The organism is Flavobacteriales bacterium, from assembly GCA_016124845.1.
Lineage (GTDB): Bacteria > Bacteroidota > Bacteroidia > UBA10329 > UBA10329 > UBA10329.
On the sequence record WGMW01000033.1, the window covers coordinates 85,975 to 99,593 of the forward strand.

At 48.2% G+C, this 13,619-nt stretch carries 10 protein-coding genes; 5 read left to right on the plus strand and 5 right to left on the minus strand.

The genetic code is table 11. From position 1 onward, the window contains the following. Window positions 1–91: 91 nt before the first annotated feature. Together GC178_12790 and GC178_12795 are read right to left on the minus strand one after the other, a co-directional pair. Window positions 92–382 (minus strand): antibiotic biosynthesis monooxygenase, encoded by a 291-nt coding sequence (locus tag GC178_12790; GenBank protein ID MBI1288441.1) that lies wholly within the window; start codon window positions 380–382, stop codon window positions 92–94. Then, window positions 379–1,161 carry a hypothetical protein gene (locus GC178_12795; GenBank protein MBI1288442.1) on the minus strand — a complete coding sequence of 261 codons (783 nt, stop codon included), beginning with the start codon at window positions 1,159–1,161 and terminating at the stop codon, window positions 379–381. The genes GC178_12790 and GC178_12795 overlap by 4 nt, the downstream gene beginning before the upstream one ends. A 124-nt stretch (window positions 1,162–1,285) precedes the next feature. Here GC178_12795 and GC178_12800 point away from each other — a divergent pair, with 124 nt between their 5' ends. The 5 genes from GC178_12800 to GC178_12820 all read left to right on the plus strand — a co-directional run bounded on the left by GC178_12800 (window position 1,286) and on the right by GC178_12820 (window position 5,147). After that, window positions 1,286–2,224: an AAA family ATPase gene (locus GC178_12800; protein ID MBI1288443.1), complete on the plus strand. Its 939-nt coding sequence runs from the start codon at window positions 1,286–1,288 to the stop codon at window positions 2,222–2,224. Continuing rightward, window positions 2,224–3,195, plus strand: coding sequence for a phosphoribosylaminoimidazolesuccinocarboxamide synthase (locus GC178_12805; protein MBI1288444.1), 972 nt, complete (start codon window positions 2,224–2,226; stop codon window positions 3,193–3,195). Before GC178_12800 ends, GC178_12805 begins: the two co-directional genes overlap by 1 nt. Next, window positions 3,192–3,488, plus strand: coding sequence for a DUF721 domain-containing protein (locus tag GC178_12810; protein ID MBI1288445.1), 297 nt, complete (start codon window positions 3,192–3,194; stop codon window positions 3,486–3,488). The genes GC178_12805 and GC178_12810 overlap by 4 nt, the downstream gene beginning before the upstream one ends. A gap of 1 nt (window position 3,489) precedes the next feature. Beyond that, window positions 3,490–4,797: a hypothetical protein gene (locus GC178_12815; protein ID MBI1288446.1), complete on the plus strand. Its 1,308-nt coding sequence runs from the start codon at window positions 3,490–3,492 to the stop codon at window positions 4,795–4,797. Window positions 4,798–4,895: 98 nt separating this feature from the next. Further along, window positions 4,896–5,147 (plus strand): hypothetical protein, encoded by a 252-nt coding sequence (locus GC178_12820; protein ID MBI1288447.1) that lies wholly within the window; start codon window positions 4,896–4,898, stop codon window positions 5,145–5,147. A gap of 110 nt (window positions 5,148–5,257) precedes the next feature. On the opposite strand, the gene GC178_12825 is transcribed toward GC178_12820, so the two are convergent. From GC178_12825 to GC178_12835, 3 genes are all read right to left on the minus strand, one after another. Then, window positions 5,258–8,836 carry a PKD domain-containing protein gene (locus GC178_12825; protein MBI1288448.1) on the minus strand — a complete coding sequence of 1,193 codons (3,579 nt, stop codon included), beginning with the start codon at window positions 8,834–8,836 and terminating at the stop codon, window positions 5,258–5,260. Between the two features lie 100 nt (window positions 8,837–8,936). Further along, window positions 8,937–12,596 carry a PKD domain-containing protein gene (locus GC178_12830; protein MBI1288449.1) on the minus strand — a complete coding sequence of 1,220 codons (3,660 nt, stop codon included), beginning with the start codon at window positions 12,594–12,596 and terminating at the stop codon, window positions 8,937–8,939. A 135-nt stretch (window positions 12,597–12,731) separates the two neighbouring features. Next, window positions 12,732–13,571: an MBL fold metallo-hydrolase gene (locus GC178_12835; GenBank protein ID MBI1288450.1), complete on the minus strand. Its 840-nt coding sequence runs from the start codon at window positions 13,569–13,571 to the stop codon at window positions 12,732–12,734. Window positions 13,572–13,619: the final 48 nt, after the last annotated feature.

Consider the following 13,619-nt stretch of genomic DNA (forward strand, 5'->3'; position numbering starts at 1 on the left):
CTGCGGCTGCTGCGCACGAAATCCATCAAAACCCCAGTATTGTTTGAGTATGGATTCTGGCGTGGCACTCATCTACGCCAAAGATAGAGTGTTAATGCCCGCTATCTACGGTCGACCAAGCATGCGCTGGAACCGAGAAAAGTGTTTTGGTCACTTTCCACGTGTTGCGGAAAAGGTCAGATTCGCGGTAGGCTTCCAAGGCATCTTCGGTTTCCCACTTGCTGATGGTGAAGAACACGTACGGACGGTACTTGTCGCGCACAAGTTCAAGGCTACGGCAGCCATCGAATGCACGGATCTTGGGGCCGCTCACCTCAAAGGTTTTCAAAAATTCATCTACCAAATGCTCTTGGAAAGTAAGCTGTACAATGCGCGTTATCATCTGAACTCAATACTTATGACGTCCTCATGCTTTACGCCCAAAAGTTGTGCTGCACTCGAACGGTTAATGGCTATCTCCAGTAATCCTGTAGCTCCAAATAAAGCCATTTTTTCCCCATTTGGCACATCCGAATACGATTCGAAGATGCGATTGATGACATGTTGTTCTTTGCGAAAGCGGATTTCGAACGGACGTCCCTGACCAACGGTCTGAAAAAGACCACGGTCTATGTTGGTGATGATGTTGCCGTACACATCGATATGAATGGCCAGTCCGCGAATGGTCGAACCATCGATGGTTGGAACGAATTGCGTCCGCTCGTTCAGTATCTGTGCTGGTCTGCCAAGAATTTCCATGATTCCGCCTTTGGCGAGATGACAGGCAGCAACGGAGAAAATATCCCGTGTAGGGAAGATGACCGATGTGGCTGTTTGCGTGATCATGCTCAGGTCGAAGATCTTGGTGGGTTCGCGATCGAAGATGAGCGGAAACATGCCGTTGTCTGCACCGATGAAGTACTGTCCTTTGAATTCAACCACCAAGTGGTTGATGCGCTCATTGCGGTTCGGACTCACACCAATAAGATGCACCGTTCCTTTCGGAAAATCGGGATACGAGTTACGAACAACCATGGCCGCTTCAGGGATGTAGAATGACTTCACCTCATGCGATAGATCTACGATCTTGGCCTCGGGAAATTGCTTGTAAATAGCGCCTTTCAGAACACCAACATAATGGTCGCGATGACCCATGTCTGTCGTTAATGTGATTATCGACATCTGTTGGTTAAATGGAGGTTTTTTCGGTGAGTGCTGAGGGCAATTTACGTTACTTTGTAACCGTTCCAAAGCTACATAATAAGCGCACGCACCAAAAGTTGAACCCCGTTAATTTGAAGGCTTCTTGAGCGAAAAAACTTTCAGCATTGAACCGATTCCACCGTTGGAATTCTACGGGGTGAACGAACGGAAACTCAAGACCATTGCCAAGTACTTTCCAAACCTGAAATTGATCGGTCGCGGTCAGGATCTGAAACTGATCGGAGATGATGATTCCATTGAGGAATTCGAAGCGCGTTTCAAGCAGTTTCAAGGCCATTACAAGAAGTACGGAAGTTTGCAGATGGCAGAGATCGAACGCTTGCTTCTAAGCGATTCGGGAAATGAGAAAGACCTTGATGATTCGGTGCTTGTTCATGGTCCGAACGGTAATTTGGTCAAGGCCAGAACGCACAATCAGAAAAAGATCGTGGAAGCCGTTGAGGACCATGACATGGTTTTCGTCATTGGCCCCGCTGGTTCTGGGAAAACCTATACTGCGGTTGCGCTGGCCGTCCGAGCATTGAAACGCAAGGAAGTGAAGCGCATCATCCTTACGCGTCCCGCTGTGGAAGCTGGCGAAAGCATCGGTTTCCTACCAGGAGACATGAAGGAGAAACTCGACCCATATTTGCAGCCGTTGTATGACGCATTGATGGACATGCTTCCTCCGTTGAAGCTCACGCAGTACATGGAAACAGGTGTGATTCAGATCGCACCGCTGGGTTTTATGCGCGGTCGCACGCTCGATCATGCATTCGTGATTTTGGATGAGGCGCAGAACGCCACTGATGCACAAACGCGGATGTTCCTTACACGAATGGGCAATTCGGCCAAGTTCATTATTACGGGAGATGTGACGCAGGTCGACCTTCCGAAGAAAGTACAGAGCGGACTTCGCAACGCATGGAATCTTTTGCGTGGAACCAAAGGAATTGCATTTATCGAATTGGGCGGGGCGGACATCATTCGCCACCCCATCGTGAAAAGAATTGTAGACATTTACGCTAAAGCAGACAAATAATGAGTGAGGCATTGAAACTTCCGACCACGCTTACCAGTTCGGATTTCCAGTTTCCGGGACAGACGAACGTTTACAAGGGAAAGGTCCGTGATGTGTATACCATCGGCACCGATCTGTTGGTGATGGTGGCCAGCGACCGTATTTCTGCTTTCGACCACATTCTGCCCAAGGGAATTCCGTTCAAAGGACAGGTACTTACGCAGATCGCTGCCAAGTTTCTCCGCGCTACGGAAGACATCGTTCCCAATTGGTTGGTTGCATTGCCAGATCCTGTGGTTTCTGCAGGTCATGCGTGCCAACCGTATCGTGTGGAGATGGTGATCCGTGGTTACCTTGCTGGTCACGCTTGGCGCGAGTACAAAGCAGGAAAGCGCATCATCTGTGGTGTGCCGATGCCAGACGGAATGAAGGAGAACGACCGCTTTCCAGAACCGATCATTACGCCAGCAACCAAGGCCGAAGAAGGCCACGATGAGGACATTTCGAGAGAAGACATTCTCGCCAAAGGAATTGTCCCACAGGCCGATTATGAGCAAATGGAAGCTTACACCCGAAAACTGTTTCAGAGAGGTTCTGAAATGGCTGAAAAACAAGGGCTTATCTTGGTTGATACGAAGTATGAGTTCGGAAATAGAAACGGGGAGGTTTACTTGATCGATGAAATCCATACACCAGATAGCAGCCGCTATTTCTATGCCGATGGATATGAGGAGCGACAGGCCAAGGGCGAACCGCAGAAACAGCTTTCCAAAGAGTTTGTACGCGAGTGGTTGATGGAGAACGGTTTCCAAGGCAAAGACGGACAGCAAATGCCGTTTATGCCAGATGAGTTCGTGCAAACGGTTTCTTCGCGATACATCGAATTATACGAGATGATCGTTGGCGAGAAGTTCGTTCCTATTGCGTCTGCGAATATCACCGAACGCATCGATCAGAATGTGAAAGCCTTCCTAAAGGATTACAAAGGATGAGCAAACGGCTTTCCAATCAGCAGCCTCTTAAGGAGGTGATCGAAGATTGGCTCGACAATCATCCCATGGCCAATAAGGCCAAGGAAACGCGCATCGTTCATCTTTGGGGGCAATTGCTCGGACCAGCGGTGAAGAATCGCACCACTTCCATTTATTACAAAGCAGGGAAGTTGACCGTAAAATTGGATAGTTCGGTGCTGCGCAATGAGCTTTCGTTCGCAAAAGAGAGCATCATCCAGAACATGAATAAGGAATTAGGTGAAGAGACCGTACAGGAAATTATACTGAAGTGATATGAGAAATGTGCTTGTGATACTGTTGATGTTGCCGCTTCTGTCCATCGGGCAGGAGAATACGAAGGAACTTTGGCCGAACGGCAATGTGAAGGAGGAAGGCAAGATGACGGACAGTTTGAAGCAGGGAATGTGGAAGAGCTACTACGAGGATGGTAATCTCTTCTGCGAAGGCAAATACAAGGACAACGTCAAGACAGGTCGTTGGAAATGCTACTACCGCGATGGTCAGCTATTAAGTGATCAGGAGACCGAAAATGGAAAGAACATCAGTTTTTATCCTGACGGAAAAGTGGAGTTTGAAGGTACTTTGAAAAACGGTGAGAAGAACGGTGAATGGGATTTCTACTACAAAACAGGACAGAAGAAGCGTGTTGCAAATTATAAGGACGGGCAGCAGCAGGGCAAAGAAGAGCAATGGCATTTGAACGGCCAGCTGAGCATGACGGGAACGTTCAAGGATGGAAAAAAGGAAGGCAAGTTCACTTGGTTCTACCAGAACGGGAACACGGAAATGACAGGAGCTTTTGTGGCCGACAAGCGCGAAGGTGAGTGGAAATTCTTCTACGAGAATGGAACGCTTGGCAGCAAAGGACTTTTCGCCAACGATAAACTGACGGGAGAATGGGTTTACAACTACGAACTGGAGGGCACGAAGTGGAAGACGGGTTCGTTTCTGAACGGACTGAAATCTGGTGCTTGGTTGCGCTACTACGAAACGGGGGAGCCGTTCAGCACAGGTGCCTTCGAAAACGATAAGGAAACAGGCATTTGGACCTCTTGGTACAAGAACGGACAGGTAAAGGAAACAGGCGAGTTTGTGAATGGTGAAATGAACGGCAAATGGCTCGGTTATTTCGAAGGTGGCGAACCGAAGTTCGATGTCAATTACAAGAACGGAAAACGCGATGGAAAGGCGTTGCTCTGGTACCCGAACGGCAATAAGCAGTACGATAAATCATACAAGGACGGATTGGAAGACGGTCACAGCATCGAATGGCACGAATCAGGTGCGTTGCGTGCAGAGGGCGATTACAAGATGGGAGAGAAGGATGGCCTCTGGAAATTGTTCTATTCCAACGGATTCAAATTCCAGGAACTGTCTTACGCGAACGGAAAACTACAGGGGCTCTGCCAAGCTTGGTATGAACATGGGGCCAAGTGGTTCAACATCAATTACAACGAAGGTCGTTTGGATGGTACCAACACTTACTGGGACATGGATGGAAATATCACCTATCGTGCAAAATATTCCAACGGAAAGTTGGTAAAAGTGATGCAGAAAGCTGGGGAATTGGATAAGTTTTAGTCTTGGCTGATAAGGTTGAAATCTTCAATGGTCCAGATGGTGGCACGCATGTGAATGTCACCTTCAAAGATGACACGGTCTGGTTGTCTCAGTTGCAAATGGTGGATTTGTTTGAAAAGGATAAGTCTGTCATTTCCAGACATTTGAACAATATTTTCAAGGACGGTGAATTGGTCAGGAATGAAGTTGTTGCAAAAAATGCAACAACTGCGTCAGACGGTAAGACCTATAGGGTCGAATACTATAATCTTGATGCCATCATTTCGGTAGGATATAGGGTCGATTCAGTCAAAGGCACGCAAGTATTGGGTATTTCAAAAAAGGAAATAACGTTTTACAAATCCTACTAAGTCAAATGCTTGTGACGGTCACGGTCGGTGTAGTTTCGGCTTTACGCTGTCTAAACATGTAGAAAGTAACGTAGTTTCAACGGATTATCCTTGGAAGAAACCAGAAGCCGTTACCGATGCACCGTTACGATGCCTTTGTACTGGTGGTCGTGGCCTTCCCAATCAATAATGTAGAAGCGATAAATGTAGGTGTCTTCCTGTACCTGCTTGCCCTTGTAAGTGCCGTCCCAATGGTAATCATCGGTTTGTGAGTAGAAGATCTGCTCACCCCAACGGTCGTAGATCCACATCTCGTACGATACATAGAACTGTCCTTGGCCATAGAAGTCATCATTGATGTTGTCGTTGTCTGGCGTGAATGAATTGGGGATGTAGAACGTGTAGAACGGTTCCACCTTCACTTTGTAATCGATGGTGTCCAAACAACCGTATTGCGTCTCTACCATCAGCACGATCGGATATGTGCCTGTATCTCCATAAGTGTAGATCGGGTTCTGATCGGTGGAAGTGGAGCCATCGCCAAAACTCCAATCCCAAAGTGTGACGTTCTCCGAAGATTGGTCGGTGAAAATGAACTCAGGTTTGATGATGTTCTTCACCTGCTCATCCACCGAGAAAAGGGCATCGGGTTTGGGATAGACCGTGATGTAGTTCGGACGGTAAATGTCTGAGACACAGCCTTTGGCTGAGGTGACCGTGAGTGAAATGTCAAACTGTGCAATATCCAGCGGATCAATTTCAGGATTGTACATCATATACGGGTTTGGACCGTTTGCGATGGATGAGTCGCTGCCCAACGTCCATTCCCAACTGGCAAGCGAGTAAGGCGCTGGAATGCTTGAGCCATCGTAAAACTGAACCTGTAGCGGTTGACAGCCTTCCTGTGGAGAAGCGCTGAAATCGACATTCGGCAGCGGGTAGATCTCCACCACTTTGGTTTGGTCACCCATGCAACCATGGTTGGTTTCCACGGTGAGATTGACATTGTAGAGATTTGGATCTTGATACACGTAAAATCCATTCTGGGTGTAGAGAAAGTTCGAATCGTCCAAGTCCCATGTCCATGTGTCGATCACATCATCCGTAATGGGGGTGATCGTGGATTCATCCGTGAAAAAGATGGTGTCTTCCAAACAGGTGGCCAAGCCATCAGGGAAGTCGGCCACAGGCAACGGATGCACAACCGCATCTCCCAACGATACGGAATTCTTGCAACCAGGATCGTTTGTGATCTGTAGCGTTGCACCATAAGTTCCCGGAGCTCCAAAATCCATCAACGGATTTTGAATTGAACTCGTCTGATTGCTTGGGTCATTGAACGTCCATTGCCATGTGACGATATTATAAGCTCCATTCGGATCTGATAGATCCGTGAGCTGAATCTCCAGCGGATAACATACGCTGTCAAAGGTGAAATCAGCGATCGGAACTGGATAGATCTCGATGACATCTTCCAACGTGTCGGAACATCCGTAACCAGAAGCAACGATAAGCGAAACAGGGTAAAGATCATCTGCTGGATAACTCTGGAATGGCGGAATCTGTTGTGTTGAAGTTTGGTTGTTCCCGAAGTCCCATTGCCAAGAATTGATGCTTCCAGACGCAATGGTGGAAAGGTCGTTGAACTGCACGGAGTCGTCCTCACAGATATTGGTGAAGCTGAAATCGGCAGTCGGAACATCATAAACGTTTGTCACCACTTGAACCGTGTCATCGCAACCTTGCTGCGTAGTTACGATCAATTCGATCGTGTAAGCCCCAGCAGCACCATACAGATACTGGCTCGGGACCGAACTTTGAACACCTGAATTGTCGCCTGGGTCATATTCGTACGTGTCAATGGTACCGGGCGCGATCACGTAACTGTTGTCCGTTATGGACACTTGGTCGTAAGCACACACATCCGTTACGGTCAGATCGGCAACCGGATTCGGATAACTTACAAGTTGAAACGTGGTGTCGGCCACACAACTATGATCACTGGTTGCTATGAAGTTGACGGTGTAGGTATTCGGTGCCGTGTAAACATGAACAGGTGCCGCCAACGTTGATGTCGTATTATCGCCAAAGTCCCAATCATATTGGTCGATGGTTCCGCTCGAAATGCTGGAATTGTTCACGAACTGCACATCATCCAGCGTACATTCTGCCTGTACGGAAACATCCACCACCGGTGTTGGATATACATCGATGACAGCGGTGGTCGTGTCCGAGCAACCGTCACCACTTGTGGTGATCAACTCCACATTGTAGGTGCTGTCGATCGTGTAGTAGTTTGATGGACTTGCCTGTGTGGAAGTGTTACTGTCCCCGAAATCCCACTCATATTGTGTGATGGTTGCGGGCGCATTGATCTGTGACTGATCGGTGAAAACGGTCGGGTCGCCCAAACATCCGGGAACCGAGGAAAAATCGGCTTGCGGTTTGGCATAAACGGTCACGTCCATTTGGTGCGTTTCCACACAGCTGATATCTGTCGTAACCGTAAGTTCAACTGTGTAAGTGCCATCTATTTGATAGGTGTGCGTGGGGCTTGGTTGAGTCGAGGTGTTGTTGTCTCCAAAATCCCATTCATAGTTGGTGATGCTTCCGCTTGCTACCGAAGACTGATCTGTGAAAACCACATCAGCGGGGAAACAGACATTGGCGGTGGTGAAATCTGCGGTAGGAAGGTCGGGCTGGACCACTTCAATATCCTTGGCTTCGCATTGGCTTCCTATTGTGTAAACAGCCGTGTAGTTTCCCAGGCCGGGAGCACCTGCCGGAACATTGTAATTCGGAGCGGTTTCACCAAGCAGCGCGATTCCTTCCTTGTACCATTGCCATGTTCCACCCACGCTGTCGGATGTCGCCTGAAGCACAATATTATCCTCGCAGTACAATCCAACCTGATTCACGGCCAAAACCTCCCACAGGTCGGTTGAGTTCAAACTCAGGTCATCCAAGTAATAGTATGTTCTCGCGCCACCGCTACCGCACGCGCCTCCTATCACTATGGCGTTGATATCGATTGAAGGTGTGAAGTTGAATGATTCCTGGACCCAACCGCTACCACCCCCAACAGAAATGGATCCCAGTGTAACGAAACCGCCCTGACCCATTGGACAATCATTTCCACTGAACGGAATATCACCACAATTGGGCGTTCCATAAAAGGTAAGATCGATCAGTGGGCTGTTGTTTGTCTGCCCGAACCAGAAATCGAGTTGGTAGTTGTCGCCAGCCGTCATGGTAGAGGTAAGGCAGGCACCCACGTACTCTTGCCAACCGCTCATGTTAATAAACCCAACAAAACCTGTCCCATCAGGTGGTGGAAGCACGGTTCCACCATCGTAGCTGCTTCCGGCCGCTCCGCAGGTGTTCCAGTAATCCGAAGTTGGTGTGGATGCTTGAATCCAAGTGTCCGCACAGTTCAATTGTGAGTAGCTGTTGGGACAGCAGCTTCGGTCTTCAAACGAACTGTTAGGGATGAGAGAGGAGACATTTGAGGTTCCTCCGAAACCTTCACAGACACATTCATCGTCATTCAGATCGATCAGTCCGTCACCATCATCATCAACACCGTTATTGCATATTTCCTGAGCAAAGACCGAAGATGTAACGGAAAGAATTCCAACAAGAAGAAACGCTTTCAGAATTGAATACAGCCGCTTGCTGCAACCATGCGATATGGGGTTATGGCTTTGCACAGAATTGCCTCTCCGAAGTTAAACTAATGATTCGAATATACTCAGATCTGACTTCGCTTAGGTTGACGCGATCCTGTGCTTGAAGTTGTCTGGGAACAAGTTAACGATGAAGTGTAACGGCACCCACGTATTGGTGGTCGTCTCCTTGCCAGTCGATAATGTAGAATCGGTACGGATATGTTCCCTGCTGAACCTGCTGACCTTTATAAGTTCCATCCCAATGATATTCGGGATCATTCGATTCGAATATCAACTCACCCCACCGGTCGTAGATGTACATGGAGTACGAATCGAATCCTTCGCCTGTACCGAAGAAATCATCGTTGATGCCATCCGCATCAGGCGTAAATGAATTCGGAATGTAGAAGGTGAATATTGGCTCAACCTTTACTTCCAGACCAATCGTGTCCTGACAACCGAACTGGGTTTCTACGATGAGTCCGATTCCGTAGGTGCCGACCGCTTGATAATAATGGGTCGGGTTCTGCTCATTGCTGTACGTTCCATCGCCAAAGCTCCAGTCCCAATTGGTCACATTTTCTGTAGAAAGATCGGTCAGCTCAAATTTCGGGTTGACTATGTTCGTCTTTTCAGGATTGACCGAGAAATCGGCAACCGGTTTCGGATAGACGGTAACGTAAGCTGGTTTGGCAAGTTCGGTAACGCAACCATTGGTGCTGGTCACGATAAGGTCAATATCGTACTGCGCAATATCCATCGGTTCAAGTTCCGGGTCATAAACAATGGAAGGAGATGGAACATCCGCAGTCAGCGAATCTGCTCCAAGCGTCCATTCCCAAGTGGAAAGCACATAAGGACTTGGAATGGAGGATTGATCGATGAACTGAACCCGAAGTGGTGCGCAACCTTGAGGTGGGTCGGCAATAAAGCTCACATCAGGTAGCGGATAGATCTCAACCACATTCATTTGGTCATCCTGACAACCGTGGTTCGTGGTCACGGTCAGCACCACATCATAAAGATCATGCGAAGCATAAACATGGAATGGCTCCATATCGGTGGAGCTGTATCCATCGGCAAAGTTCCAGTTCCAATGCATGATCGTATCATCGGTTATGGGTTCAATAGTGGATTCTTGCGTGAAGAAAATGGTGTCTTCCAAACAGGTGGCCAATCCTTCGGGGAATACGGCCACGGGCAGTGGATGAACCACGGCATCGCCTCCAGAAATGGAGTTCTTACAGCCAGGTGCATTGCTTATCAAGAGGTCGGCAGAGAAGGTTCCCGGCATTCCAAAATCCATGCTTGGCGATTGCTGCGAACTTGTCTGTCCATCGCTGAAGTTCCATTGCCAATTGGTGATGTTGTAGGAACCGTTCGGGTCGGAAAGGTCCGTGAACTGAATCTCCAATGGAAAACACACACTATCGAACGCAAAAGCAGCAATTGGAACAGGATAGACCTCAATGGTCTGTTCCAATGTGTCTGAACATCCGAAACCAGAAGACACGACAAGTGAGACAGGGTAGAAGTTATCTGCCGGATAGCTCTGATAAGGAGCAATTTGTAATGTGGATGTATTCCCATTTCCGAAATCCCATTCCCAGCCAGAAATGTTGCCCGAAGGAATGGTGGATGCATCCGTAAACTGAACGGAGTCATCCTCACAGATATTGGTGAACGTGAAATCGGCAACTGGAAGCTCATACACCTGAACGTTATGCTCAATCGTATCCTTGCAACCATCGGCCGTGGTAGCGATCAGTTCAACCAAATACTGCCCTGAGTTGGAGTAAGTGTAAACGGGAGATTGAACCGTTGATGTACCGTTATTATCTCCGAAATCCCAGTCCCAACCAGTAAGGTTTGAACCAGTGATGGTGGTTTGATCCACAAAGATGTTCTCATCATTCAGACACGCATCTATCGGGTTGAATTCTGTTTCTGGCTTCGGATAAACAGTCACATCTGTAGCTACTGAATCCTCACAGCCCAAAGCAGTTGTAACGACCAATGAGGAAGTGTAGGTTCCTCCCGTGGCAAACAGGTTTGTCGGATTTTGAATGGTTGAAGTATTGCCATCTCCGAAATACCATTGCCAACCTGTAATGCTTCCAGATGTGACCGAAGAGGCATCGGTGTAATCCATGTCAATGAGTGCACAGACCGTTGTATTGGTAAAGTCGGCCACGGGAAGTGGATGCACGGTGACCGTCTGCGTTTTGGTGTCTGAGCAGTTGTGGTCTGTGGTTGCGGTCAATGTCACTTGGAAAGTACCATCTGAAGCGTAAAGGTTGGTCGGATTCTGAACGGTTGACGTATTTCCATCCCCAAAATCCCAATCCCATGCAGCGACAGAACCAGTAAGAACTGTTGTTTCATCTGTAAACTGGAAATCGGTGTTCAAGCAAGCATCCGCAAAGCTGAAATCTGCTTCGGGCAACGGATACATGCCAACTTGTTGCGTGATAGAACCCGTGCATCCATCTGCGGTGGTTAGGGTGAGTTGTACATCATAAACTCCCAAAGTGCTGTAAGCGTTGGTCGGGTTTTGAACCGAGGAGGTGTTTCCATCCCCGAAATCCCACGAGTAATTGGTAATCGTTCCAACTGTGAGGGTGGAGACATCCCAAAAATCCGTTATGTCGCCTTCGCAAGCCTCGTTGAATGTAAAGTCAGCTGTTGGGTTTTCATAAACGGGTACATCTTGGCTTGAAGTGACTGAACAGCCATCAGAAGAAGTGATCTCTAAACTTACCGTGTACGTTCCAGAGGTGTTGTACGTGTGTGTCGGATTCTGCTGCGTGGACGTGTTACCATCTCCGAAATCCCAGTTCCAAACGTTAATAGTACTGTTACCGAACGGTGCAGATTGATCTGTGAACGGAATGGCCGTTCCATCGCACTGACTTATAAATGTAAAATCGGACGAAGGGGAATTGATGACCAGATCCACGTCTGTATAAACGCAGGTTTCCTGCTGTTGCTGATCGGTGTAATAGGCCGTGGCCGTAATGGTCTGGTTTCCGGGACCGTTGAAGGTGATGGGGGCAGACCAATCCAATCCGTTCATGGTTGCAGGTAGGGGAGAACCTTGGAAATTCCCCGTCAGGATCACCGAGTCGATCACCGCATCGTTCACATTTCCAGCAAGGGTAAACCCGCAGGTCTCTGCATCGCCATCCACATGCGAGGTGATGAAAACATTCGGGTTGTTTGCCTGAATCGGTGTGATGTTGTCCAGAAGGATATAACCCATCGGCCCGCAGTTGCAGATAAAGTAAATATGCGTCCAGTTTTGGCTTGGTGTGAAGGAGACCGTGTACGTTTGCCAGTTGTAATGCGTAACGAGCGGGGAACTCCAGAGCAACTCTGTCTTAGTGCAGATGGCACTTGCACCCCAAACTTCCATGTGGCAGAATGAGTTGGGGTTGATGCCTCCACCGGAAGCAGGCGTTGCAGCAAGGTCTATTGTGAAGGTGTATTGAACACCAGCTTGCATACTTCCGCTTAGCTGTTGGGAGGCACCTTCCTGCCAGTTCGAGCCACCGTAAACAAATCCAACATAACTGTTGCCCTCAGACGGTGGCAAGGTTACGCCCCACGACCCAGGTTGTGTGTCAGGAGTAATTCCACAGGTGCTCCACGGGGCAGGTGTAATATGAGGCGAAGTCGGTCCTTCAAACCCGGGGTTGATCACTTCAAGAGGCACCAATTGCTGACATTGAGAATAAACGCTACCTGAGAACACCAACATGGTGAGCATGGCGATCAGGGGTATTGGCCAGCGTTTCATCATCTCTGCAACATCATTCAGAAGAATGATCTGTTCGAATTTAGTTATTCTGTCAAATGCGGTTGGTTGATCGGGTCAATCTATGCATTTGACGGCTAACCTATCGTACGGTTGTCAGGAAATGAGCGGGGAAGTTTTTCACAACTCCTCCAATTTGAAAGTCCTGTCAGAACGCACGCCTTTATCTGTATGCACCACGCTGCTGCATTCATTTACCGAGTCGTGTTCGAACATGAGAAGGTAGTTGTTGTCGGCTGCTTCGTTCAGGAATTTCTCCTTTTCATCCAACGTGATGAGTGGGCGCGTATCATACCCCATCACAAACGGAATAGGAAAATGACCTACTGATGGAAGAAGATCGGCCATGAAGACCAAGGTCTGTCCTTTGTATTGGATCTTCGGGATCATCTGTGCATCGGTGTGACCATTGGCAAACAGAATATCGATTCCCGGAATCCATTCGCCTTCGTTCTCAATAAATTTCAATTGCCCACTTTCCTGTATCGGTAGAATATTCTCTTTGAGGAAGCTGGCACGTTCGCGTCTGTTCGGCTCGGTGGCCCATTTCCAATGGCGTGCGTTGCTCCAGTATGTGGCATTTTTGAAATTCATCTCAAACCCTGTTCGGTCGCGGTTCCAATTCACGCTTCCGCCACAATGGTCAAAATGGAGATGTGTCAAGAACACATCCGTTATGTCATCTTTCCCGAAACCGTGCTTGGCAAGGCTCTTTTCCAGCGTAGCATTGCCATGCAGATAATAGTGCCGCAGAAACTTGTCATCTTGCTTATTGCCAATGCCGTTATCAATCAGGATCAGCCTGTTCCCGTCTTCTATCAGCAGACAGCGCATGGCCCACGTACACATGTTATTCTCATCGGCAGGGTTGGTCCGCTGCCAGATCGATTTCGGCACAACCCCAAACATGGCACCACCATCCAATTTGAAAAATCCAGTTTCTATGCTGTAGAGTTTCATTATTTCTGATTTGCCTGCAAGATAGCAGATAGTCTACAGTCTATAGAC